The sequence below is a fragment of the Haloarcula amylolytica genome, assembly GCF_049705545.1.
In the GTDB taxonomy this organism is placed as follows: Archaea; Halobacteriota; Halobacteria; order Halobacteriales; family Haloarculaceae; genus Haloarcula; species Haloarcula amylolytica_B.
In genome coordinates, this window is record NZ_JBNAMU010000001.1 from 2925669 (window position 1) to 2949118 (window position 23450).

General features: G+C 64.8%; 19 protein-coding genes. 9 read left to right on the top strand and 10 right to left on the bottom strand.

Translation table 11 applies throughout. The features are described 5' to 3' along the window. The first annotated feature begins 14 nt into the window (after positions 1-14). The gene (locus tag ACOZ4H_RS15355) at positions 15-728 is read left to right on the top strand and encodes a DUF4013 domain-containing protein (RefSeq protein WP_424330094.1); all 714 of its coding nucleotides are present in this window, start codon (positions 15-17) and stop codon (positions 726-728) included. Here ACOZ4H_RS15355 and ACOZ4H_RS15360 read toward each other — a convergent pair. Next, entirely contained in the window at positions 725-1846 is a 1122-nt protein-coding gene (locus ACOZ4H_RS15360; protein ID WP_424330095.1) for a KaiC domain-containing protein, read from the bottom strand. The genes ACOZ4H_RS15355 and ACOZ4H_RS15360 overlap by 4 nt on opposite strands. A 109-nt stretch (positions 1847-1955) precedes the next feature. Between ACOZ4H_RS15360 and ACOZ4H_RS15365 the strand changes: the two genes are divergently transcribed. Next, positions 1956-2807 carry an NAD(+)/NADH kinase gene (locus ACOZ4H_RS15365; protein ID WP_424330096.1) on the top strand — a complete coding sequence of 284 codons (852 nt, stop codon included), beginning with the start codon at positions 1956-1958 and terminating at the stop codon, positions 2805-2807. On the opposite strand, the gene ACOZ4H_RS15370 is transcribed toward ACOZ4H_RS15365, so the two are convergent. After that, complete coding sequence (locus tag ACOZ4H_RS15370) at positions 2804-3091, bottom strand: hypothetical protein (RefSeq protein ID WP_004593774.1); 288 nt, start codon at positions 3089-3091, stop codon at positions 2804-2806. The two genes, ACOZ4H_RS15365 and ACOZ4H_RS15370, sit on opposite strands and share 4 nt — an antisense overlap. A 76-nt stretch (positions 3092-3167) precedes the next feature. Beyond that, the gene (locus tag ACOZ4H_RS15375) at positions 3168-3776 is read right to left on the bottom strand and encodes a hypothetical protein (protein WP_424330097.1); all 609 of its coding nucleotides are present in this window, start codon (positions 3774-3776) and stop codon (positions 3168-3170) included. A gap of 82 nt (positions 3777-3858) precedes the next feature. Here ACOZ4H_RS15375 and ACOZ4H_RS15380 point away from each other — a divergent pair, with 82 nt between their 5' ends. Further along, positions 3859-4443, top strand: a complete 585-nt coding sequence (locus ACOZ4H_RS15380) for a response regulator (protein WP_424330098.1) — start codon at positions 3859-3861, stop codon at positions 4441-4443. On the opposite strand, the gene ACOZ4H_RS15385 is transcribed toward ACOZ4H_RS15380, so the two are convergent. Further along, complete coding sequence (locus ACOZ4H_RS15385; protein ID WP_424330099.1) at positions 4440-5060, bottom strand: TetR/AcrR family transcriptional regulator; 621 nt, start codon at positions 5058-5060, stop codon at positions 4440-4442. The genes ACOZ4H_RS15380 and ACOZ4H_RS15385 overlap by 4 nt on opposite strands. 201 nt (positions 5061-5261) lie before the next feature. Between ACOZ4H_RS15385 and ACOZ4H_RS15390 the strand changes: the two genes are divergently transcribed. The 3 genes from ACOZ4H_RS15390 to ACOZ4H_RS15400 all read left to right on the top strand — a co-directional run bounded on the left by ACOZ4H_RS15390 (position 5262) and on the right by ACOZ4H_RS15400 (position 11202). Beyond that, positions 5262-7187 (top strand): COG1361 S-layer family protein, encoded by a 1926-nt coding sequence (locus ACOZ4H_RS15390; protein ID WP_424330100.1) that lies wholly within the window; start codon positions 5262-5264, stop codon positions 7185-7187. 3 nt (positions 7188-7190) lie between these two features. Further along, on the top strand, positions 7191-9707 hold the full coding sequence (locus tag ACOZ4H_RS15395; protein WP_424330101.1) for an efflux RND transporter permease subunit: 2517 nt from the start codon (positions 7191-7193) through the stop codon (positions 9705-9707). Positions 9708-9801: 94 nt separating this feature from the next. Continuing rightward, complete coding sequence (locus ACOZ4H_RS15400) at positions 9802-11202, top strand: dihydrolipoyl dehydrogenase family protein (RefSeq protein WP_424330102.1); 1401 nt, start codon at positions 9802-9804, stop codon at positions 11200-11202. Here the strand turns inward: ACOZ4H_RS15400 and ACOZ4H_RS15405 are convergent, their stop codons facing one another. The 3 genes from ACOZ4H_RS15405 to ACOZ4H_RS15415 all read right to left on the bottom strand — a co-directional run bounded on the left by ACOZ4H_RS15405 (position 11203) and on the right by ACOZ4H_RS15415 (position 15069). Further along, the gene (locus tag ACOZ4H_RS15405; protein WP_424330103.1) at positions 11203-13155 is read right to left on the bottom strand and encodes an ATP-binding protein; all 1953 of its coding nucleotides are present in this window, start codon (positions 13153-13155) and stop codon (positions 11203-11205) included. A gap of 86 nt (positions 13156-13241) precedes the next feature. Further along, positions 13242-13970, bottom strand: a complete 729-nt coding sequence (locus ACOZ4H_RS15410) for a 5-formyltetrahydrofolate cyclo-ligase (protein ID WP_424330104.1) — start codon at positions 13968-13970, stop codon at positions 13242-13244. 4 nt (positions 13971-13974) lie between these two features. After that, on the bottom strand, positions 13975-15069 hold the full coding sequence (locus tag ACOZ4H_RS15415; protein WP_424330105.1) for a PGF-CTERM-anchored ABC transporter substrate-binding protein: 1095 nt from the start codon (positions 15067-15069) through the stop codon (positions 13975-13977). Positions 15070-15127: 58 nt separating this feature from the next. On the opposite strand from ACOZ4H_RS15415, the gene btuC reads away from it, so the two are divergent. The 3 genes from btuC (at position 15128) to ACOZ4H_RS15430 (ending at position 19996) form a co-directional block, all read left to right on the top strand. Next, positions 15128-16198, top strand: coding sequence for a vitamin B12 ABC transporter permease BtuC (btuC, locus tag ACOZ4H_RS15420; protein ID WP_424330106.1), 1071 nt, complete (start codon positions 15128-15130; stop codon positions 16196-16198). 53 nt (positions 16199-16251) lie between these two features. Next, positions 16252-17466 carry an ATP-binding cassette domain-containing protein gene (locus tag ACOZ4H_RS15425; RefSeq protein WP_424330380.1) on the top strand — a complete coding sequence of 405 codons (1215 nt, stop codon included), beginning with the start codon at positions 16252-16254 and terminating at the stop codon, positions 17464-17466. Between the two features lie 70 nt (positions 17467-17536). Then, on the top strand, positions 17537-19996 hold the full coding sequence (locus ACOZ4H_RS15430; protein ID WP_424330107.1) for a DEAD/DEAH box helicase: 2460 nt from the start codon (positions 17537-17539) through the stop codon (positions 19994-19996). 26 nt (positions 19997-20022) lie between these two features. Here ACOZ4H_RS15430 and ACOZ4H_RS15435 read toward each other — a convergent pair whose 3' ends face one another. The 3 genes from ACOZ4H_RS15435 to ACOZ4H_RS15445 all read right to left on the bottom strand — a co-directional run bounded on the left by ACOZ4H_RS15435 (position 20023) and on the right by ACOZ4H_RS15445 (position 23408). Continuing rightward, positions 20023-21126: a sensor histidine kinase gene (locus ACOZ4H_RS15435; protein WP_424330108.1), complete on the bottom strand. Its 1104-nt coding sequence runs from the start codon at positions 21124-21126 to the stop codon at positions 20023-20025. A 217-nt stretch (positions 21127-21343) separates the two neighbouring features. Then, positions 21344-22444 (bottom strand): AI-2E family transporter, encoded by a 1101-nt coding sequence (locus tag ACOZ4H_RS15440; protein ID WP_424330109.1) that lies wholly within the window; start codon positions 22442-22444, stop codon positions 21344-21346. Positions 22445-22532: 88 nt separating this feature from the next. Beyond that, positions 22533-23408 carry a mechanosensitive ion channel family protein gene (locus tag ACOZ4H_RS15445; RefSeq protein WP_424330110.1) on the bottom strand — a complete coding sequence of 292 codons (876 nt, stop codon included), beginning with the start codon at positions 23406-23408 and terminating at the stop codon, positions 22533-22535. Positions 23409-23450 lie beyond the last annotated feature (42 nt).

Consider the following 23450-nt stretch of genomic DNA (forward strand, 5'->3'; position numbering starts at 1 on the left):
TGTGATCAATGAACATGGATTCGATAGACGATGCACTCACGTACCCCATGGAAGACGACGACTGGACCGTGACCGTCCTCATCGGCGGCGTCCTCAGCCTCCTCTCGTTCCTCGTCGTGCCCGGCATCCTCGTGTACGGCTATCTCGTCCAGGCAGTCCGCGAGCGGGCCGAAGGGGCGACACAGCCACCGGCGTTCGAGGACTGGGGCGAGCTGTTCGTTGACGGCGTCAAAGCCTGGATCATCGGCATCGTGTACATGCTCGTCCCGCTCGTCGTGTTCGGAGTGACCGTCGGCGGCAGCCTGTTCGCGATGGCGACCGGGACCCGCGCCGGGGCGGGTGCCGGCCTGGCCGGCCTGTTCGGCGGGTTGGCGATCTCGTTCGTCCTGTCGCTGGTGTTTGGCTACGTGGCGACGGCGGCCGTCATCCACTTCGCCTGTACCGGCGAGTTCGGTGCCGGGTTCGATTTCGAGACGCTACGGAAGTTAGTCATGTCCCCGGAGTACGCGACGCCGTGGCTGGTCTCGATTGCCCTGTTCATCGCCGCCAACGTCGTGGTGAACTTGCTCAACGTCATCCCGTTCATCGGCTCACTCATCGCCGTGGTTCTCAGCCCGTTTGCCACCTTCTACGTGCTGGTCGTTGCGACGGACCTCTGGGCCGGCGGCTACAACGCTGCACTCGACGAGCGGGAAGAATCGGAATCGGTCGGGACGGCAACAGTTTAGAAGATGTTGGCCTGCTGGTAAACCGAGATGCCGTCGTTCGTTATCTCGTAGGGTTTCGTCTCCCGCGAGTGGTTCGCGTTCCGTATCTTCTGAATCTCGACGGCGAGTCGCGTCTCGCCGGTGTCCGACCGGACGTACTGAAGGATGAACACCGCGTCAGTCAGGTATTCGATGATACCGTGTCTGGACGCGAAGGGGTTGTTCTCGTTGGCCTCGGAGACGAGCATCGTCGTCACGCCGGCCTGTTTCAGCGACCGGGTGAAATCGAACACTTCAGTGCGTCTACGGGACTGGTCGTCGTACATCATCTCGAGCAGCGAGACGGAGTCGAGCACCAGCCGGTCGGCACCGAACTTCTCGATGAGCGCCGGGAGTTCGCCCCGGATGTTGTCGAGGCTGTTCGCCATCTCGACCGGGTCGAGGTCGACAATCGCTAGCTGGCCCTGTTCCTCGTACTCCTCGAACCCCCAGCCGCGTTCACTGGCAGTGTCCAGTATCGCATCGTGAGACTGTTCGAGGGTCAGAAACACCGCGTTCTCGCCGTTCCGGAGGCCGTGGTGGAGGAACTGCAGCCCGAACGTCGTCTTCCCGGTGCCGGCCGAGCCGATGGTGACGATGAGATGGCGTTGTGGAATCCCGCCTTGAATCATCTGGTCGAGGCCCTCGATACCGATGTCGACCCGCGGGATGTCGGATTCGAACTCCTCCTCGAAGTCGCTATCGCCGGCACCGTCACCGCTGCCGGCGGACTCGAACGCGGTGGCGAAGTCGTCGTCGAAGAGTCCACCGCCGCCGTCGTCGGGGGACTCAGCGTCGGCATCGGGGGCCCCACTTCCCCCGCTGCTGAAGGGGTCATCGCCGCTGTCGTCGAACGGGCTGCTGTCACTCTCCTCGCTGAAGGGAGTGTCCCCATCGTCGTCGAAGGGGCTGCCGCCACCACTGCGCTTGGATTGTCCGTCGTCGCTGTCGGCGTCGAACGGCCCTGTGTCCGCGGACGCCGATTCCTCGGCCTCGCTCTCGGACGGTGCCGCCGGGGTGTCCGCCGGTCCGTCGTCGCCGTCTTCGTCGTCCAGCGCACTTTCGAACCAGTCGTCGTCGGACCCGTCGTCCCCGCTCATACACACGACCACCAGCTACACGAACGGCCCATGGAAGGGGATACGCGTCGGGACTGATATAATTGCCGTCGTAGAGGGTTTATATACGGCCGGCCGGAACGTCCGGGTAATGACTGTCGGTATCGTCGCGCAGCGGGACAACGACCGGGCCATGTCGCTTGCGAGTACACTGTGTGACCGACTGCGCGCCACGTCGGCGGCCGTCGTCGTCGACGAAACGACCGCCGGGGCGCTGGGAGACCACGACGCGTGGGAGGCCGCCGTGCCCGATTCGGCCCCGGTCGATGAAATGTCCGCCTGTGATCTCGTCGTGAGCATCGGCGGCGACGGGACGTTTCTGTACGCGGCCCGCGGCGCGGGGTCGACGCCGATACTGGGGGTCAACCTCGGTGAAGTCGGCTTTCTGAACGCTATCGCACCCGAGGAAGCCGTCGAGACGGTCGTCGCGGAGGTCGAACACATCCAGAAGACCGGCAGCGCCAGAACGCGGGCCAAGCCGCGACTCCAGGCCAGCGGCGACGACTGGGAGCTCTCGCCGGCGCTAAACGAGATCGTCGTCCAGGGCGAGCGCCGCGGTCACGGCGGCGGAGCGACGGTCGACGTGTACGTCGACGACTCCCTGTACACGTCCGGCCACGCCGACGGCGTCCTCGTGGCGACACCCACCGGCTCAACAGCGTACAACCTCAGCGAACGCGGCCCGCTCGTCCACCCCGACGTGGCCGGTCTCATCATCACGGGGATGGCAGACGAAACGGGGACGCCGCCGCTGGTCGTCGACGTTGACAGCGAAATCGCCGTCGAACTCACGGACGCCGACAGCGGTGTCGTCGTCAGCGACGGTCGGGTTCGAAAAGACGTGGTTCCGCCGGAGCGAATAACGGTCTCGCGTGCGAGCGAACCGGTCCGGCTCGCCGGTCCGCCCCTGGACTTCTTCACCGCACTGGACAAGCTAGCCTAACGCCGACCGACGGCGTACAGCACCGGTGCGAGGACGAGCAGCACCAGTCCGAACAGTTTGTACTGGAACGACGACGCGAGGACGCTCGCACTGTTTGGTTCCATCGCCGACGCCGGCGTAATCACGAGCAGCGCGCCCAGCGCAATCGTGTGTAGCCCCAGCATTCGGAGCGACCGTTGCGGGAGAATTGCGACGAGCCCACCGACAAAGCCGAGTAGCAGGACATCACCGATGGTGTAGTTCAGTAGGAAACTATCGATGAGTTGCAGCGGTGACGCGAGCATTCCTATCCAGGATTTCGCCGGGATGGAATCTTTAAAGTTCCGTTACGCCGCCGAGCCAGGGGCGACGGTCGGCCGCTCAGTCGGCCGCCGTTCCCAGCGGTGTGAGCAGGAGGTAGCCGGTCGATTGGGCACCGGCCGTCCGTAACCGGAACTGCCTCGGCCCGTCATGTGCCGTCGAGAGGGCCACGACATCGAGGTCGGCTGTGCTGACCGTCTCGGCGTCGACTTCGTCGATGCCGGCCACGAGCAGCGCCTCGGAGAGCGCCGTCCCGTCGAGCCGGTCGGACGGCACGTCGAACGTGGTCCCGAACGCCTCGTTGGCCGCACGCACGACCGGGCCGTGCCCCTCGTCGACGAAGTACAGCACCGGATCCGGGTGCCCGTCGAAGAGGTCAATGGGCTGTGGCTCCGATATGTGGTCGGTATCTGCCGAGGCGGTCACCGTCTCGTCGGTCGTCTCGCCGGGCGAATCAGTCACCAGGAGATACGAGACGCCGCCCAACCCGCCGCCGAGCGCCAGGCCGAGACCGACGGTGACCTGTTCCGAGAGCCCCGGCGAGACCACCGACTGCACCACCAGCGCGACGGTGGCGAGCACGACCGCTCCTGCCCCTATCCAACCGATCACGGCCGCGAGGCTCCCGAGGCGGTGTCGGCCGCCTGTGCCCGCCGACGACTTGCTCATCGGTATACACTCTATGGGCCATCGGTTAACGCTTTTCGAGAGCGGGCCGCCGATAAAACATATACAGTCGCCAGCCCTAGAGATGCCCAACACTGTGTCCAGAACTACAGGCGGTCCGCCGCGGGTACTCGTCGTCGACGACGAGCACGACGTCGCCGACACACAGGCCCTGAAACTCGGCGAGCGCTACGAAACCACTGTCGCGTACAGTGGCCAGGCGGCACTCGACGCTGCCGGCCCGGAGTTCGACGCTGTGTTACTCGACCGGCGAATGCCCGACGTGCACGGTGACGACGTGCTTTCGCGGTTGCGCGAGCGGGGGTACGACGGCATCATCATCATGCTGACCGCAGTCGACGCCGACCTGAACATTCTGGAGATGCCCTTCGACGACTACCTCCAGAAGCCGGTTGACCAGTCGACGCTCCTGTCGACGCTCGACCAGCACCTCGACAGATCCGACGAAGATGACAGGCTCGACGAATACTTCCGGATCTCCTCGAAGCTCTCCGTGCTGGAGCGCGAAAAATCCGCGTCACAACTGGAATCGAGCGCCGAGTACACCAAGCTGAAGGAACGAGCCAGAGAGCTAGAGTGGGTACTGAAAGCCGAGAACGATGATTTCGAAGAGCTGAAACAGACGTACCAGTCTATCAGCCGAAGCTAGGTGTCGAGAATCAGCGTCTCTTCGATGTACTCGTCGATGGTGTCCCGCACGTCGGAGACAGGGTCGTCGTTTCGCGTTGCGTTCTGGAGGATCACGCCATCGAGTATCGTGATCATGAACTGCGAAACCGTTTCGGGGTCGACATCGGCGAAGACCCCTTGTTCGATGCCGTCCTCGATGATCTGTGCGAACTGCTGGGCGAACAGTTTGTCCGTCTCAGTGAACTTCTCGCGGAAGTCCGGGTTCTGGACCGCCTGGGCGCGCATCTCGACATACGAGCCGAGCACCGCGTTCTTGTCCGGCGTCTCGACGCAGTCGGGGAAGTCGTCGAGAATCAGGCTGACAAACGTCTTGATGTCCTGTTCGGGGTCGCCAGTCGATTCCAGCTGGAAGATGCGGTTAAACTCCGCGAGGATGAACTCCTGAAACGACAGCAGCAGGTCCTCCTTGCCATCGAAGTGGTGATAGAACGTCGACTTGCTGAGGTCGGCCTCGTCCGCGATTCGCTGTATCGAAAGTCCGGCGTACCCGTATTGCCGGAGGGCACGGAACGTCGCTCGCATTATCGCCTCGTGCGAGTCTGCTGGCTCCCCGGCGAACGGAATTCCATCACTCATCCCGACCGAATATTCGTTCGGGCTGTAAATACCTTCCCACTGTCACCGAACCACAACGTTGATAGGCGACCGAACGTTCGTTCGATGTACACGGTTCGGACGGTAGTCTGCGCAGAGGTATGTGGGTTGGTACCCCGAGTTCTCTGTGACGATCCGTTCCGAACAGACCCGATCCATGGAATGCCCGAAGTGTCCCTACGCATGAAATCACGAACATTACTGACGCTGACTGTTGTCGCATTGCTCATGGCCTCCGGGACGGCGATTGCTGCCGTGACCGGGAGCCCGGATTTCGACGCGACGTTTGTCGATAACACCGTCGCGCCCGGCGAGGAAACGACACTCGACGTCGTGCTCGTCAACAGCGGGACGGTCGACTCCGGGTCCTCGACCCAGGGTATCCAGACCAGCGAGGTCACGACCGCCCGCGGGACCACAGTCAAAGTCAACGACGGAGATGCCCCGATTACGGTGACGACGAACAAACAGGCCGTGGGGTCCGTCCCGGAAGGGAAGACACAACCCATTTCCTTCGATATCAGCGTCGCTGACGACGCCAGCCCCGGGAGCTACACTGTGCCTGTCATCGTCGAGTACGAGTACACGAGCTACATTTCCGAGGCTGACGGCTCGCGCGACGAAAAGAGCACTACTGAACGGATAGAGCTTGAACTCGATATCGACGACGACGCGGCCTTTGATGTAGTAAACGTCGACTCCGGCGCGCGCGTCGGATCGACCGGGACGGTCGCAGTCACCGTCGAGAACACCGGCGACAAACCGGCTCGGGAAGCCTCGGTGACGCTGGAGTCGATGAACCCCGAACTCACAGTCGGAAGTGACACCAGCAGCTCCCGGTTCATCGACACCTGGGAGGCCGGTGAGCAGCGTACCCTCCGGTACCGCGTCGGTACAAGCAGTGACGCCAGGGCCGAACCGTACCAGTTCGACCTCCAGGTCGACTTCGACGACACGGATGGGGTGCGAAAGAGCACGACCGCCTCCTCGCTCGGTATTACCCCTGACCCGGAGCAAACGTTCAGCGTTCGGGGAGTCGACAGTGACGTGGCCGTCGGCGATTCGGGGACGTACAACGTCACGCTCCACAACGACGGGCCAGTAGCTGTCAGAGATGCCACGGTCTCCCTGCGCTCACAGAGCAGCGAAATCGCGTTCGGCGAGTCCGATTCCGCCGAGCAGTACATCGGGACGTGGGAACCCGGTGAGACCCGCACCGTCAGCGTTGACGCGTCCGCGAGCGAAGACGCGTCCGTCAGAGGGTACGCGATTTCCGCCACGGTCGGCTACACAGACCCGGAGGGCGATGCCGGTGCTGACGACGGGATTGCACTCGGAATCCGGCCGGAGCCAGAGCAGTCTTTCGAGTTGGGGGACGTTGAGTCGACCCTCCAGGCGGGCGATGACGGGACCATCGAAGCGTCGCTGACCAACACCGGCGACCAGACGGTTCGCAACGTCGTCCTGAACTGGGCGAGCGACCACGACAACATCTCACCGAAGGAAACCCAGTACGCGGTCGGCAACCTCGAACCGGGCGAGTCAGCGACGGTCTCGTTCGATGCCGACGTATCTGACAACGCGAACGCCGGTCCGCGACAGTTCGACTTCGTCGCCAACTACCGCAACAACGAGGGCGACAAACGCGAGAGCGACACGCTCGAAATCCGACAGAGCGTCGACGGCAGCGCCGACGAGTTCATCGTCGAGACGACGAACGCGTCTGTCGACGTTGGCGGGTCCAGCACGCTCGAAGTGACCATCACCAACGACGCCGGTGAGCGACTGACCGATATCGAGGCAAAGCTGTTCGCCGAGTCCCCGATCTCCGTGTCTGATGACCAGGCGTACATCGACAGCCTCGATCAAGGAGAGTCGGCGACCATCGAGTTCGGTATCAGCGCAAGCGGTGCCGCGATGACGAAAAGCTATCCCGTCTCAGTCGACTTCCAGTACGAGGAGCCGGACGGAGATACGCCGGTGTCCGACACCTACCGACTCCCGATCTCCGTGACCAACTCCGGCGGTGGCGGCTCGCCGCTCACGGCGATTATCGGCGTCGCACTCGTGGCCGCCCTGGCCATCGGCGGCTACTTCAGGTTCCGCTAACGCATGGACTACCAGCGCTACATCGACTGGGCTGACGACCGCATCGTCCACGATTCGCGGAAGGTAGTTCTCGCCTTCCTGGTCGTGACGGTGATCTTCAGCGCCGGCCTCGGGAGCGTCTCGACCAACTCCGGAACGTCGCAGTTTACGACCGGACTTCCGGCGGAAGAGGCACTGCAGGAGGTCAACGACAAGTTCTCGCCGACCTTCTCCCCGGATACAGGGAGCACACAGCTCATCCAGCAGGAGAACAACGTGCTCTCGAAGCCGGCGCTGCTACGGATGTTAAAGTCACAGCATCGATTAGAACAGCACGGGGAACTCCGTGTCACATCGACATCAAGCGCCGCCAGTATTGTCGCCCAACAGCTAAACCCGGAGGCGACGACGACTGAACAGCAGATCTATGCTGTCGAATCGGCGACGCCGGGTGAGATCGATTCCGCCGTCGGGCGCGCGGCTGAGCGGAACCCACGGTTCGAATCGCTACTGAGCAAGGACTTCAACCGCAAAGCCGCCTCGGCGTCGGCGACCATCGGGGTCGTCACGCACGAGGTCCCGGCCGGAATCTCCTCCGGGTCAGGCCAGGGCGGTTCGAGTCCGCTGACGAGCATTCAGAAACAGGCCGGGTTCACTGTCTCCAGCGCTGACCACGGTGGCATCACCCTGTTCGGCAGCGGTATCGTCGCAGACGAGTTCTCGAACGTCGTCGGCGACTCGCTCATCTTGACCGTGCCCGCAGCAGTGCTGTTCATTCTGTTCTTCCTGACGATTGCCTACCGCGACCTCGCGGACATGGCGCTCGGCCTGCTCGCACTGTTTATGGCCGTCGTCTGGACGTTCGGCTTCATGGGGCTTGCCGGCATCCCCTTCTCGCAGATGCTCATCGCCGTGCCGCCGCTGTTGCTGGCGGTCGGGATCGACTTCGGTATTCACGCCGTCAACCGGTATCGGGAGGAGCGCGAGACCGGGGCGTCGATACAGGACTCGATGCGAATCACGACCGATCAACTGCTTGTCGCCTTCTTCATCGTTACCGGGACGACGGTCATCGGGTTCGCCGCGAATCTCACCAGCGCGCTGCCGCCGATTCAGGACTTCGGCTACGTCGCCTCGGTCGGCATCACCTTCACGTTCCTCATCTTCGGGGTGTTCCTTCCCGCCGCGAAGGTGGAGCTGGACCGACTCCGCCAGCGCTACCCCATCCCGACGTTCAGCGAGACGCCGCTGGGTGCAGAGGATTCCGCACTCAGTGACGTGTTGCGCGGCGGCGTCGTCATCGCGAACCGCACCCCGATCATCTTCCTCGTACTCATCCTCGTGTCCACGGTCGGTGCCAGCTACTACGCCACCGGCGTCTCGACGTCGTTCAGTCAGGAGGACTTCCTGCCGCCCGAGGAGAACCCGGACTTCGTCGAGGCCCTGCCGGAACCGTTCGCCCCGAGCGAATACACCGTAACGGAGGTGACGAACTTCCTCGATGAGCGATTCGACACGACCCAGTCCAGTCAGGCGACGGTGTACGTAGAGGGGCCAATGCGGAACGATGCGGCGCTCGAGCAGATGTATCGGGCGGGGAACAACCCGCCGGACTCGTTCATCCGCGAGGACGGTCGCGCCGACTCGACATCTATCGTGACGGTCATCCAGGACCACGCGGAGGACGACCCCGAGTTCCGTCGGATGGTCGAGCGCAACGACCGGAACGACAACGGGGTCCCGGACGATAACCTCGAAGAGATCTACGAGTATCTGCTCGACTCGCCGGCCCGTAGTACGGCGTTGCAGTACATCACCGAGGACTACCGGAGCGCACGTGTCGTCTACACGGTTGAATCGGACGCGACCGACGCAGAGGTGACCGCTGATACGAGAAACGTTGCCGACGACTTCCGATATGAGGCGACAGCAACCGGCTCAGTCGTCGTGTTCCAGGCCGTCTCGGACCTCATTCTGGAGTCTGCGATCCAGTCACTGGCGATTGCGCTCGTCGGAGCGTCGGTGTTCCTCATCCTCATCTACAATATGCTTGAGGGGCGGCCGTCGCTTGGCCTCGTGAACATCATCCCCGTCGTCGTCACGGTGGCGTGGCTCGGCGGGACGATGCGGGTGCTCAGTATCCCGTTCAACGCGCTCACAGCCACAATGCTGGCGATAACTATCGGGCTGGGGGTCGACTACTCGGTCCACGTCACCCACCGGTTCGCCGACGAGTTCGACGAAAACGACCTCGAAACGGCACTGGACCGGACTGTTCGCGGGACCGGCGGCGCGCTGCTCGGCAGTATGCTCACCACGACGTTCGGAATCGGTGTGCTCGGGCTGGCCGTGTTCCCTGCAATCGGCCAGTTCGGTATCCTGACAGCGTTGTCGGTTGCGTACGCCTTCGTCACGTCGCTGCTTGTGATCCCCTCCGCCCTCGTCGTCTGGGACCGGATGTTCAACGCTGACTGGTCGGTCCGTGGCGTACTCGGGTTCGGGCGGTCGCGTCCGCCCGCGCCCGTCGATGGCGACGATTGAGCCTGCAACCCCGGTCGCACGTCCCTCCGCCGGTCGTGTCCGGGCCAGACATGCCACTGAAGACTTTATTTGATGGCATCGTTTTAGCACTGGTATGACTCACGTCGTTATCATCGGCGCGTACGGGAGTGCCGGGGCCGCAGTCGCCGGCGAACTCGTCGAGGAAGCGGATATCGAGCTCACGCTCATCGACAACGGCGAGCCCGGTGGCGGTCTCTGTATCCTTCGTGGCTGTATGCCGTCCAAGGAAGTGCTCTCCGCGGGAGCCCATCGTTTTCAGGCGCGCCACGACGAGCGCCTCGTCGGCGACGTGCCCGAGGTAGACCTGGACGCCGTCGTCGAACGGAAAGACGACCACGTGCTGGGCTGGGCCGGTCACCGGCGGGACTCTATTCACGAGATGGCCGAGCGTGATGACGTGACCTTTATCCACGACACCGCCACGTTCGTCGACGACCACACGGTCCGGGCCGGCGGCGAGGAGCACGAGGCCGACTACGTCGTCATCGCGACCGGCTCCAGCGTGAACATCCCCGACACGCCCGGAATCGACGAGGTCGACTTCATGACCAGCGACCAGGTGCTCGACGCCACGGAGTTCCCCGACTCCGGCATCGTGATGGGCTTCGGGTATATCGGGATGGAGATGGTACCGTATCTGGCCGAGGCCGGCGGGATGGAACTCACAGTTATCGAGCACGACGACCGGCCAATCGACGAGGGCGACCCCGAGTTCGGCGACGAGGCCCTGGATATCTACGAGAACAACTGGGACGTGACCATCCCGACGAACTGCCACGAGAAGGAACTCGAAGAGACTGAGGACGGCGGCGTCCGCCTCACCGTCGAGTACGACGACGGCAACGAGGAGACGTTCGAGGCCGACCAGCTGTTCCTGTTCACTGGCCGTCGCCCGACCGTCGAGGGATTGGGGTTAGAGAACACGTCCATCTCAGTCGAGGGCGACTGGGCCAGCGACACGATGCAGACCCGTGACGCCGACCACATCTACGCCGTCGGCGACGTCAACGGCAAGGAGCCGATTCTCCACGTCGCCAAGGAGCAGGGCTTCACCGCAGCCGAGAACATCGTCCGGCAGGAGGCCGGTGGCTCGCTCAAGGACTACCGGAACGTCCACCACCACGTCATCTTCTCCGGGCTGGGCGTGTATCCGTTCGCCCGCGTCGGCCACAGCGAGGAGACCGCAAAGGAGGCCGGCTACGACATCGTCACCGCAACGCGACAGGCCAGCGACGACGGCGTGTTCAAATCGAAGGACGTGCCCGAGGGGCTGGCGAAACTCGTCGTCGACGCCGACGACGGGACAGTGCTCGGCTGGCAGGGCATGCACTATCACGCCGACAGTTTCGCCAAGAAATTCCAGATTATCGTCGAGTTGGGTCTGGACGTGCGTGACCTGCCGGACCGGGCCTACCACCCGACGCTACCCGAGAACGTCGACGGGCTCATCCGGGACTGCGTCGACCAGCTCTAATCACTCGATCTGAATACCAGTCACGTCGAAGCGCGTGCCGCCGTCCTCGCTTTCTGAGACGGTGATCCGGGCACTGTGTGCGTCGACGATTTCGGAGACGATAGCTAGCCCGAAGCCGGTCCCCTCGTCGCTCGTGGTGTAGCCGCGTTCGAACACCTCGTCGCGCTCGTCCTCGGGAATACCAGGGCCGTCGTCGGCGACGTAGAACCCCCGTCCGTCCGAGAGCGTCCCGACGCGGACGGTCACGTGGTCGTCGCTGTCGTCGGATCCCGTCCGACTGCTTGTGGAACCATGTTCCACACTGTTTCGGAAGAGGTTCTCGAAGAGTTGCTGGAGCCGTGTCTGATCGCCCGTGACTCGCGCGTCCGTGTCGATCCGTTCGAGCGTCGCGTTCGAACTCTCGACGGTGTCCCAGGCGGCCGTGATGATATCGTCTAACGACGTTTCGGTCGCGTCGATGACCTTGTGGCCGCCGCGGGCGAGCGCGAGCACGTCGTCGATGAGTTCGTCCATCCGTTCGAGCGACCGCCGGAGCGCCTCGACGTGCTCCGGGTCCCCGTCGTACTCCTCGTCGACGAGCGTGAGCCGGCCGAACGCGACGTTGAGCGGGTTCCGGAGGTCGTGGCTGACGACGCTGGCGAACTCCTCCAGACGGTTTCGCTCGCGTGTGAGTTCCTGCTCGCGGCGTTCGCGCTCCTGTTCGTAGCTGACCCAGTTCCCCATCAACTCGACGAGGGTGACTTCCCACTCCGAAAAGGAATCGCGGGGCTTCTTGCCGTAGAAGCAAAACGTGCCGTACACCGAGTCGTCGACGATAACGGGCGTTCCGAGGTAACATGAGACGCCCATCTCGGTGTAGCCCGCTCTGTCGGTCAGTTCTGGCCGGTCCTCGGCGATATCAGCGAGCACCAGCGTCTTCTCCTCGACGACGGCCCGCTCGCAGTTCGTCGCGTCCAGCGGGACCGCATCGCCTGCCTCGGTGGTTCCCGTCGGGTCGCGCACAATTTCGAAGACGTACATGTCGCCGTCGATACGCGAGAGCGCGGCCGTTTCGGTCCCGAGGGCGTTCTGCCCGATTTCGAGCAGGCGATCGACCTTGTCTTCGAAATCGAGGTCTTTGCGGGAGATGACCCGGTAGATCTCCCGGAGCGTCCGCTCTCTACCCCTGATCTCTTCCTCGTGCTCGTGCCGCTCAGTGATGTCACGGAAGTACACCGAAATCCCGGTTGGCGACGGATAGACGGACACCTCGAACCACGTCTGCAGCGGTTCGAAGTACGCCTCGAAGGAGGTTGGCTCCTGCTGTGTCATCGCCTGCCGGTACTGCTTGCTGAACTCCGTCCCTTCCAGGGACGGAATCGCCTCCCAGATGTTCCGTCCCAGCAGGTCAGTGGTATCTCCGTCGACGTCCATCGCACGGCCGATGACACGTCTGCCGCGTTCGTTGGCATACGTGAACTCCCAGTCCTCGTTGAGCGCGAAGAACGCGTCCGTCATCCGGTCGAGAATGTCCGCCTCCTCCTGAGAGCGGGCGACGGCCGAAGTGATCCGCTGTCGGAGCAGTTCCGTCTGCTCCGAAAGCGGCGTTTTCGTCACGTAGTCTGTGACGCCGGCAGAGATAGCGTTGCTAGCCACGCTCTCGTCGCCGTCGTCAGTGAAGAGCAGAAACGGGAGGTCGAACGACTGGTCCCGGACGGCCCGTAACAGTTCGATGCCGTCTCGGTCCGGGAGTCGGTACTCGCTAACGACGCAGTCGTACGACGCGTCTTCGAGGGTTTTGAGCGCGTCGTCCGCCGTCTCACACACCGTTACAGTGAATTCGTCGGTGCTACCGCTCAGCGTCTCCTTGACCGCCGTGATATCGTCACATTCCGAGTCGACGTAGAGGACGCGTAGCCGCCCAGCAGGTCCATCGACCCCGTGACGGTTCGACGTGGCCACGGGCGTATCCATATGCGTCCCAAGGCATGTGGGGCTAAAGTTGTACCGCCGGTAAGCTTTCATTACCAGGGTTCTACCCCGCGATAGCGGCTGAGAGGTCAGTCGGGCCGGCGGGTCGAAAGTACCGGTATCTCGTCGATGCGGTCCGTCGAAAGCGCATCCCAATCGACGCCCGCTGGTGTCGTGTGCGTGGTCTCCGTCTCGACAGTTCGCTCCGGCGTCACGACCCAATCCATCGGCACGTCGTGGTCGTCGACGGGAACAGAGGTGTCGACGACACCCCCGGGACCCCCCACAATCTGGAGTTCGTGGACCGTCGTCACGACTGGCGTCGTCTCGTCGACCAGCCCCAGTTCCCGGAGGACGGCGTATTCGAGGTCGCTGTACCCCTCGCCCTTTCCGATACGAGCGCCGTCCTCGGTGACCGCGACTGAGCCCGACACCACGAGGTCGACGCTCCCGACCGCCTCGGGGCCGACCTGTCGCGCGTGGTCCGCGACGTTCGAGATCGCCGGTGCCGCCTCGATGTCGTCGAGTTCGTCGGGGTCGAGTTCGTAGAAGCACCGCTCGTCCCGGAGCCGAGGAACGGCCATATACACCGTCTTGCCGGCCCGAAGCGCCGCCCGTCGGACCGGGAGCTGTGGCGAGTCCGGGTTCGCCTTGACCGTCTCGGCGGCGTCCCAGACCGCCGTCTCGGTCAGGCGCTGTGCGGCCTCGCTTGCGCCCTCGAAGTTCGGAATCCGGTCGTGGGGCGGGAACGGGAACCGGGCGATACCGCGCTCTTCCAGCGCGTCCCAGACCGTCTCGCGGATGGTTTGCTTGTCCATGGCGCTACGGCCTCCGGCGTGAGAGCGTGCTGACGAGGGCGAGTACTGCGAGAAGCGCCCCGACGGCGGTGAATCCGGGGCCGCTGGCGTCGGTCGTGGGCTGGTCAGTGCTCGGCGTGTGGTCCGCGGGCGTGGGCTCGCTCGTCTGGGTCACGGCCGGCGTCACAGCCGACCGGGGAACGTAGCTGTCGGCGTCGTAGCGGTCCGGATAGAGCTGTGCGGTGGCGTTGTGTGCGAACGAGACCACGCTCCGCGGGGCGGGCTGATTGATGTTCCGCACCTGTACGGCGACCGTCGAGTTGGTCTCGCCCGCGGTCGTGCTGGCGTAGGGCTCGGTCGTCGCGATGTTCGCCGTGTTCTCGGTGACAAAGAGCACGTCCGGATCTAACTGGAGGATGATTTCGTCGCTGAGCTGTGGGTACTGGGCATGGTTGCGGGCCGCGACGTTCTCTGCGCCTGCAAGTTCGATGAGCGACGTGACGAAGGTGTTGCCCGCCGCCACGTACCCCCCGCCCAGCGGGTACAGCGCCGTCGGTCTGTCTTCTGCGTCCGCGGTGACCTGCCGAACGGCGTCGACGTTCGCGTCCATCCAGGCGTTCGCTTCGCTCGCGCCCTCGCAGTTACCGGTCAGGCGACCGATAGTCGCCGTCTTTGCTCGAATGTCCTCGATAGTTGTCGCGGCTGGGAGGTGATACACCGTGAGCCCGGCCTGCCGGAGCGGTGCCACGTCACCGGCGCTGGCGTTCGGCGCGATCACCAGGTCCGGGTTCGTGCCGACGACGCGCTCGACGGTGACGCCGAAGCTCGCGGAAACGTTCGTCCGGCTCTCAGCGCCATCCAGATAGCTTGCGTACTGGGTGAGCCCGACTACCTGGGCGCGGCCGCCGACCTCCCACATCGTCTGGGCGGCCGAGGGATTGGTCGTCGTGACCCGTTCCGGGCGCTCCTCGATAGTGACCTCGGTCCCGGTCGCGTCGGTCATCGTCACGGGAAACGAGCAGTCCTCGACCTGCGTGGCGGGTGTGGCTGCGGCCGGAGCGACACCCGCAAGCGAGCCGACGAGCAAGACAAAGACGCACACGTGAGAAAGCCGTCGCATGCCCTAGGCGGGTGTCAGGAGCAATAAATACTTATCTACTGCAACTGGGCTTTCATACATGCGTTTCGCGGGTCGGACCGTCGGGTGGTCGGCGGGGCTCGTCGCCGTCCTCTGTGCCGTGGTGACGACGAGCGCCGGCATCGGCCCGGTGTGGATTCCGCCCGGAGTTGTCGGGAAAGTGCTACTCAACGCCGTCGTCGTCCCGACTGGCGTCTCGGTTTCCGGCCCTGCCGTCGACGTGACCACGGCCCACGTGTTTTCCTACGCCGTGAGCGACCTCCGGACACAGATCGTGATGCAGGTTCGACTCCCCCGGATACTGCTGGGCGCGGTCGTCGGCTTCTCGCTCGCCGCCGCGGGGACGATCATGCAGGGAATCTTCCGGAACCCGATGGCTGACCCCTCTATCATCGGCGTCTCCTCCGGCGCAGCGGTCGGCGCGGTCGGCTTCATCGTCGCGCCGGTCGTGATCCCGTTCGGACTCGGCCTCCGCGGCGCGGCCTTCGCGGGTGCGTTGGTCGCGGCCTTCGGCGTCTATCTCATCGCGACGCGGAACGGCCGCACACCGGTCGCGACACTGTTACTGGCCGGCGTGGCGATACAGACATTTCTCGGTGCAGTCGTCTCGTTCCTGTTGCTTCACAGCGGTGAGAGCATCCGCCGGGCGCTGTTCTGGTTGATGGGGCATCTCAAGGGCGCCTCCTGGCCCGAGGTGACTAGTAGCGTCGTGCTCGTCGCCGTCCCGTTCGTCGTGTTGCTGGCGTACGCACGCGATCTGAACGTCATGCTGCTCGGCGAGGAGGACGCACAGAGCCTCGGTATCGAGGTCGAACGGACAAAGCGGGTCCTCCTCGCGCTGTCGGCGGTCATCACGGCGGCAGGCGTCGCCGTCGCCGGCATCGTCGGCTTCGTCGGCCTCATCGTCCCCCACGTGATGCGACTGCTCGTCGGGCCGGACCACCGGATACTGCTCCCGACGGCGGCGCTCGCCGGCGCGTCGTTCCTCGTCGCGACGGACACGCTGGCACGCTCGGGCAGCGCCGAGGTCCCGGTCGGCATCGTCACCGCCGTCCTCGGCGCGCCGTTCTTCCTGTACTTGCTCCGGAAGCGGGAGGTGCACGATCTGTGAGCGGTCCGGCTACATCGAACGGTGGGGACCCGGGACGGGACCGCTCCGGGCCGATGCTCGACGTGTCCGACCTCGCGGTGTCCTTCGGCGACCAGTCTGTCGTCTCGGGCGTCGAGTTCAGCGTCGACCGCGGGTCGCTCGTCGGTCTCGTCGGCCCCAACGGCGCGGGCAAGACGACCGTCCTGCGGACGGTGAAAGGGACGCTCGACCCGGACGCCGGCACAGTCCGTGTCGACGGCGAACCCATCCACAGGAAGTCCGCGAAAGCGGTGAGCCGCCTCGTCGCGAGCACGCCACAGGGCACTGCGCTATCGTTCGATTTCAGCGTCAGGCAGACCGTGGAGATGGGCCGGACGCCACACCTCGGCCGGTTCGACCGGATGGACGAGGCCGACCGGCGCGCCGTCGAGCGGGCGATGAAGCGCGCGAGCGTCACCGGGTTCGCCGACCGGCCGTTCACCTCGCTCTCGGGCGGCGAGCGCCAACGGGTCCTCCTCGCTCGGGCGCTTGCACAGGAGACACCGGTGCTCCTGCTCGACGAACCGACGGCGAGCCTCGACATCAACCACGCCGTCCGCACGCTCGAACTGGTCCGGACGCTCGTCGACGACGGGAAGACGGCCGTCGCCGCGATTCACGACCTCAATCTGGCCGCGCGGTACTGCGACGAACTGGTGTTGCTCGCCGGCGGCGGGGTCCGCGCCGCGGGCCGTCCTGCTGACGTTCTCACGAGCGACACGCTCCGTGACGCCTTCGACGCGGAGACGCTGGTGACGACCCAGCCCGGCACCGACGCGCCGCTCGTGACACCGCTGCCCGAGCGGGAGTCGGTCGCCCGTCGCGTCCACGTCGTCGGGACCGGCACGCCAGCGGCTGCCGCCGTCTCGAAGCTCGTCGGGGCCGGCTGTCGGGTCAGCATCGGCGTCGTCCCCGCCGGTGACACAGCTGCCGAGCGGGCCGCCGATCTCGACTGCGAGGCGGTCACGGTCCCGGCCTTCGCCGGCATCGACGACGCGGCACGCCAGCGCGCCGCCGACCTCGCCGCTGCGGCCGATGCCGTCGTGATAGCGGGCGAAACCGGTGACGGAAACAGTGCGGTTATTGAGGCAGGTAGCCCCCGTCTCGCCGTCGAGACAGACGAGAGCGCCTACACCAGCAACGGTCACGACACCGTGCCGCTGACTGCGCTCCCTGCAGCAGTCGCGTCCCTGCCGCCCGCAACGGAGCGCGACGCGACACCGCCACTCAGCCAGTCGACCACTGACTGAGAGCACCGCCAGCCGAGCCAGTTCCGGCAGAAACAGCAACACCGATACTTCTCGTCCACGTACCTCGCCCGTGGACGACACGATTTCGTGGCTCCGGGACCGTCCGTACTACGAGGGACAGATCGTCGACCAGCGGACGGTACCCGGTCGGGACGCACGGACCGCGGACTGCGAGGTTGCGGACCGGCTCGGCGGCGTCCTCGAAGACCGGGGCATCACTGACCTCTACACCCATCAGGTGGACGCTATCGAGGCGGTCCGCGGCGGCGAGAACGTCGTCCTCGCGACCGAGACGGCCAGCGGTAAGAGCCTCGCCTACACCGTCCCCGCCTTCGAGCGAGCGCTGGACCGCCGGGCGACGACGCTGTACGTCGCGCCACAGGTCGCGCTCATCAACGACCAGACCGAGACGCTGTCGGAACTCGCGCAGGGGCTGGGCTTCGCCTCCGGGGTCTCCGTCGCCCAGTACACCGGCCGGCAGTCGAAGTCGGAAAAGGAGGCCATCCGGGAGCGCCAGCCCACCGTGTTGCTGACCACGCCGGACATGCTCCACTACGGCATCCTCCCCCACGCCCACCGGCTGTGGGACTGGTTCTTCCAGCGGCTCGAAACCGTCGTCGTCGACGAGGTCCACGGCTACCGCGGCGTGTTCGGCAGCCACGTCTCGCTGGTGATGCGCCGCCTCCAGCGTATCGCCGAGCGGTTCGACGCCGGCGGAGATAGCAGCGAAAGCAACGGCAGAAGGGGCGACAACGCAACAGCGGGCGGCCCTGAGTGGGTCTGTTGCTCGGCGACCATCGGCAATCCAGTGGAGCACGCGGCAGCGGTCACCGGCCAGCCCGAGCCGTCGTTCGCGCTGGTCGACGAGGACGCGAGCGCCAGCGGGCCGCGGCACTGGCTGCTGTGGAATCCGCCGGAGTACGAGGGCGACGGCTGGGGGAGCGGCCGCCGGAAGTCCAACCACGTCGAGACGAAACAGCTGTTCGTCGACCTCGTCGAGCGGGGCCTCCAGACGGTCGTCTTCGCCGGGTCGCGCCAGACGGCCGAACGCTACGCCAGCGACAGCGCGGACGAACTCCGGAGCCGCGGCGAGCACGCCCTCGCCGACAGCGTCGGCGCGTACCAGGCCGCACTGACCGACGACCGACGGCGCGAACTGGAGCAGGGCCTCCAATCTGGCGACCTGCGGGGCGTCTGGTCGACCAGCGCGCTCGAACTGGGCGTCGACGTGGGCGGGCTGGACGCCGTCCTGCTGGATGGCTACCCCGGCACGCGGATGCGGGCCTTCCAGCAGGCCGGGCGGGCCGGTCGCGGCACGGACCCCGCACTTGTCGCGCTGGTCGGCGGCGAGGACCAGCTGGACCAGTACGTCCTGCGCAACCCCGACGCGCTGTTCGAGACGGGGGCCGAGCAGGCCGTGACAAACCCCGAAAACGAGCAGCTACTTCCGGACCACGTCCACGCGGCCGCCTGTGAAAACTGGCTCTCGCCAGACGACGACCGCCACTTCGGCGAGACGTTCCCCGATGTCGTCGCGGACCTCGAATCGGCCGGGAAGCTCGACCGCCGCCAGACCGACCAGGGAATGCGCTGGCTCGGCAACGGCAGCCCACACCACGACATGAACCTGCGGACCGTCGACGACGGCGAGGTGAAACTGGTGGCGAAGGGTGACGTGATAGCCAAACTCTCCGTCGAGGACGCGCTGCGAGACGCCCACCCCGGCGCGATTTATCACCATCAGGGGCGGCGGTACGAGGTGACCGATCTCGACCTCGACGCGGGCGTCGCCGAACTCGACCGGACGTGGGCTGATTACTTCACCCGCGTCCTCCACGACAAGACCATCACTGTCGAGGCGGATCTGGCGGAGCGGCGACTGCCGACCCGCGAGGACGTGCCAGTCCGGTTCGCGTCCGTGACGATGCGAAAGCAGATTACCGGCTACGAGCGCCGCGACGGCTCTTCCGGGGAGGTGCTGGGCCAGCGGTCGCTCGATTTGCCAGAGACGACGCTGGAGACGAAGGCGCTGTACCATACGGTGCCATCGGACCTGGAACGCGAGATACGACAGGGTGCCTACGGGGCTGAAAGCGACTCCGGTGGTGGAAGCGAGAGCGGAAGCGGAGGCAGTGGCGGCGGTCAGCCCGGCGATGCAGCAACTGACGGCGGGGACTCCGGCGACTTTCCGGGAGCCATCCACGCCGCCGAGCACGCCATGATTTCGATGTTCCCCTTCGAGTACCTCTGTGACCGCGGTGACATCGGCGGACTGTCGACGCCGCGCCATCCCCACACCGGCGAGCCGACCATCTTCATCTACGACGGCTATCCCGGCGGCATCGGGCTATCGCGGGCGGGCTACCACGACATCGGGCCGCTGATGGACACCACGCTGTCGATGCTGACCTCGTGTGACTGCGCCGACGGCTGTCCGGCCTGCGTGCAGTCGCCCCACTGCGGGAACGCGAACGACCCGCTAGACAAACACGGCGCGATACATCTGCTGGACGGGCTGGTAGAGCAGTAGCGTGACCGCCCGGTGGAAAAACCGCCTCAGGAGCCGTCCGTTGCCGTCAACAGCGTAACCCCGACTACCGTCCCCGTCGGCTCGTTGTCTTCGACCCACACGTCGCCGCCGTACGCGTCGACCAGCGTTCGGACGAGGTAGAGGCCGACCCCGGTACCGTCACTGTCCGGGCGTTTCTCCCCGCGTTCGAACACCGCCTGTTTCTGCTCGTCCGGGATTCCAGGCCCGTTGTCGGCGACAGAGACGTGGACTACGTCGCTGTCGTCGGTCACATCGACGACGACTGACGGCATTGCCGAGTCGTTGTGCTGGATGGCGTTGGTTAGGATGTTCCGGAACACAGAGGACAGGAGTTCGTCGGCTTGTACCCGTACCGCCGGGAACTCGTCCGGGACGGTGACCTGTGCGTCGCTGTACGTCGCTGTGATATCTTCGATCACCGAGGACAGTACTGGCTCGAGCGCCACCGGCTCGGTCTCCCAGTCCGTCTGTCGCATTACCGTCGCGAGGTTTCCAGCCGTCTCAAGCAACTCAGCGGCTGCCTGGCTACTTTCCTGGATCCCGTCGACGTGTTCCAGGGCGTCGCCGCTGCACTGGTCCCGGAGCAGTTCCGCCCGGCCGCTGATGGTCTGCAAGTGGTTCGTGAGGTCGTGACGAACGATCTGGTTCAACAGATCGAGATTATCGCGCTGCCGTTTCAGCTCCCGCTCGCGCTCGATCCGTTCGAGTGTCGAGAGCACGTTCTTTCCGAGGATGTCAGCCAACTGCGTCTCCCGCTCGGTCGGTTCGGCCCGATCATCTGTCCCGGCTGTCAAGAGCCCGTACTCCCCGAGCGGGACAGTAATACCGCCGTGGAGTGGCGCGTCGGACGCCGCCTTGTCTTCCTCAACGAGGACCCGCTGCGTCTCGTTACTCTCGTAATGGTCCCACAGCCAACTCCCGCGCCCGTGTCGCATTACCTGTCCCGGATCGTCTGGAACCTCGACATGCTCTCGAAGCGGGTCAGAGATCTCCTCTGCTTTGAGCCCGCTGTCAGTGGCCTCCCAGAAGGCGCTGAACGGGAAGTCGAGGATCGCTGTCGCAGTCTCGACAGCGGTAGTCACGGCTTCGGACCGGTCCTCGGCTGTCATCAGCCGTCGTGTCGCTACGTATAACTCCCCGATCTGATCGTTTTCAGCGGCCTGACAGGTGGGGGAGTCGGAGTTCAGCCCCATTTTTACCTTTTTAATTTGGCCTGAATATAAATGTTCGTTCCGTCTGTGACAGATACACATCCCGGCATGGGCATCCGTATCTGTTTATCCGCGAGATCCATTCGCGGTGGACTTTCGGTCTCGGTCACGACGGCTACCTGAAGTCTTCCAGGCGTAACTGATCGGGGTGGATGCCGTCCGGTTCGCTCGCACCGAGCAGACGAGGCAGGGCCGTATTCGCAAACGTCATGCCGACGACGAGCAGTATCGGGGCGAAGAAGAGCCCGTAGAACCCCAGCACGACCGGTCCGAGCGTGTACGCAAGCATCAGGAGCCCGACGTGCGTGCTCTCGCCGCTGAGAAGTGGCCGGAGCAGCAGGTCCGGGATCGTGTCGACGACGACCACCGCGACGAGGAGGAACCCGAGCACGTACACAAGCAGCGAGGACTGGCCGTCAAGCACCACCGGGAGCGCGGTGATACCGGTCAGGGGGAGGTAGATTATTTTCATCCCGACTACGGGAATCAAGCTCGCGATACCGGTCAGCGCGCCGGCGAGCGTCGGATACGGGACCTCGACAGCCGCCGGCGCTACGACGTTATAGCCGGTGAATGCGGCGATGGCGATGAGCGAAATCGCCAACACGTTCAAGAGATTGCCGAACAGCACCGCTTCCAGTTCCTCGTCGACAGCTTCGAGGTACTCGCGGATGATGGCCCCGTCATCGAACCGAAGCAGCCACTCGCGGATGCGCCGGCCGTCCACCAGGAGGTAGTACGTGACGATGGTCGTGATAAACAGATTGAGGACGAACTGGGAGGCGACCGACGTAAGCACCATGGCGTTCTCGCTGAGGAAGTCGACGAACGGTGAGAGCTGTCCCGATTGGTAGGCGCTGTACAGCCCCTCAACGGTGAGGTCCGGCACGGACTCCGCGCCGTCGAGCCAACTGACGTGCGTCGCAGCCACGTCGATGAGCGCGTACTGGGTGACGAACTGCCGGGCTTCGACGATGAGCAGGACGGTCGCGTAGCTGACGAGTAACAACAGCGGGAGCGCCAGCGAAGCCATGACCACGACCGCACGCACCCGTGCTGGGAGTCGAAGCCTGCGTAACGATCCGAAGTACCGTCGCGTCGAATAATAGAGGAACACGGAGACGGTCAGCGCCGCGATGAACTGATACGCGAGCGCGCCGACCACCACCGCGACGGCGAAACCGAAGAGGGCAACGACAAGGCGGTTCTCATCCATATACGTACCATTTTGTGGACAAATATAAACGTACGGCCGCTACGGGGCTCGCGGGCGAGACGGGGTCGGACACTGCACCGACCAGCGGCTACTCGGTCCGGTCACCCGCCGGCTCGACGCTGTCGTGGACGCCGATGTCGCCCGAGAGTTCGTGCTGGGTCGTGTCACTGAGGTCGATGCCCTCGGCGTGGCAATCCTCCTGGACCTGCTGGATGAACGCAGCCCTGACTGACGCGAGTCGGTTCCGCCGTTCGTTGGGAATCCAGATCCGGCCCGTCAGGATGACCGCCGTCGACGCGAGGTCGCTGACTCTGGCTGTCGGTGCCGGCTTCTCCGAGACGTGGTCGAGGTCGCGAGCGGCGTTCTCGATGATGGCCTGGACAGTTTCGATGTCCTCGTCGTAGCCGATACCGAACTGGTAGGAAATCCCGATGGGGCCGGTCGATGTCTGGTTCGTCACCGCGCTCGTCGCCAGCGCCGTGTTCGGGACGATGATGCGTTCGTTGTCCAACGTCCGAATCCGGGTCACCCGCAGGTCGATGTCGACCACCGTGCCCTGCATCCCGTTCCAGGCGATGTTATCACCGACATTCAGGTCCGGGTCAGTCACGATGAACGCGCCGGCGACGAAGTTCCCGAGCACGTCCTGTGCCGCCAGCCCCACCGCCAGCGTGATGCCCGCCGCCAGCAGCGTCGATCCAGCGAGCGCGCCCCGGAAGCCCGCGACGCTAGCGCCGATGACCACGGCGAGGATGACCGATATCAGATGAACGGTGCTGGTCAGCGCACTGGCGACCGTTTTGTCGGTCGCCGTCCGTGACAGCGCCCACCGGGCCGCCGGCACGGCGATCAGCCGGCCGATAGCGTAGAGCAGCGCCGAGACGGCGAGGAACTGCGCTCCGTCTGTCGCGAGTTGTCCGTACGCCGAGACGATGTCGATATCCAGACCGACCGGAAACTGCATACGGTCTCTCGTACCCCGGCGGATATGAAATCAAGGTGGCAC

Bases quoted from the DNA above. Each gene is read 5' to 3' on its own strand.
- ACOZ4H_RS15355 (WP_424330094.1), top strand. From the start codon at position 15: ATGGATTCGATAGACGATGCACTCACGTACCCCATGGAAGACGACGAC.
- ACOZ4H_RS15360 (WP_424330095.1), bottom strand. From the start codon at position 1,846: ATGAGCGGGGACGACGGGTCCGACGACGACTGGTTCGAAAGTGCGCTG.
- ACOZ4H_RS15365 (WP_424330096.1), top strand. From the start codon at position 1,956: ATGACTGTCGGTATCGTCGCGCAGCGGGACAACGACCGGGCCATGTCG.
- ACOZ4H_RS15370 (WP_004593774.1), bottom strand. From the start codon at position 3,091: ATGCTCGCGTCACCGCTGCAACTCATCGATAGTTTCCTACTGAACTAC.
- ACOZ4H_RS15375 (WP_424330097.1), bottom strand. From the start codon at position 3,776: ATGAGCAAGTCGTCGGCGGGCACAGGCGGCCGACACCGCCTCGGGAGC.
- ACOZ4H_RS15380 (WP_424330098.1), top strand. From the start codon at position 3,859: ATGCCCAACACTGTGTCCAGAACTACAGGCGGTCCGCCGCGGGTACTC.
- ACOZ4H_RS15385 (WP_424330099.1), bottom strand. From the start codon at position 5,060: ATGAGTGATGGAATTCCGTTCGCCGGGGAGCCAGCAGACTCGCACGAG.
- ACOZ4H_RS15390 (WP_424330100.1), top strand. From the start codon at position 5,262: ATGAAATCACGAACATTACTGACGCTGACTGTTGTCGCATTGCTCATG.
- ACOZ4H_RS15395 (WP_424330101.1), top strand. From the start codon at position 7,191: ATGGACTACCAGCGCTACATCGACTGGGCTGACGACCGCATCGTCCAC.
- ACOZ4H_RS15400 (WP_424330102.1), top strand. From the start codon at position 9,802: ATGACTCACGTCGTTATCATCGGCGCGTACGGGAGTGCCGGGGCCGCA.
- ACOZ4H_RS15405 (WP_424330103.1), bottom strand. From the start codon at position 13,155: ATGGATACGCCCGTGGCCACGTCGAACCGTCACGGGGTCGATGGACCT.
- ACOZ4H_RS15410 (WP_424330104.1), bottom strand. From the start codon at position 13,970: ATGGACAAGCAAACCATCCGCGAGACGGTCTGGGACGCGCTGGAAGAG.
- ACOZ4H_RS15415 (WP_424330105.1), bottom strand. From the start codon at position 15,069: ATGCGACGGCTTTCTCACGTGTGCGTCTTTGTCTTGCTCGTCGGCTCG.
- btuC (WP_424330106.1), top strand. From the start codon at position 15,128: ATGCGTTTCGCGGGTCGGACCGTCGGGTGGTCGGCGGGGCTCGTCGCC.
- ACOZ4H_RS15425 (WP_424330380.1), top strand. From the start codon at position 16,252: ATGCTCGACGTGTCCGACCTCGCGGTGTCCTTCGGCGACCAGTCTGTC.
- ACOZ4H_RS15435 (WP_424330108.1), bottom strand. From the start codon at position 21,126: ATGACAGCCGAGGACCGGTCCGAAGCCGTGACTACCGCTGTCGAGACT.
- ACOZ4H_RS15440 (WP_424330109.1), bottom strand. From the start codon at position 22,444: ATGGATGAGAACCGCCTTGTCGTTGCCCTCTTCGGTTTCGCCGTCGCG.
- ACOZ4H_RS15445 (WP_424330110.1), bottom strand. From the start codon at position 23,408: ATGCAGTTTCCGGTCGGTCTGGATATCGACATCGTCTCGGCGTACGGA.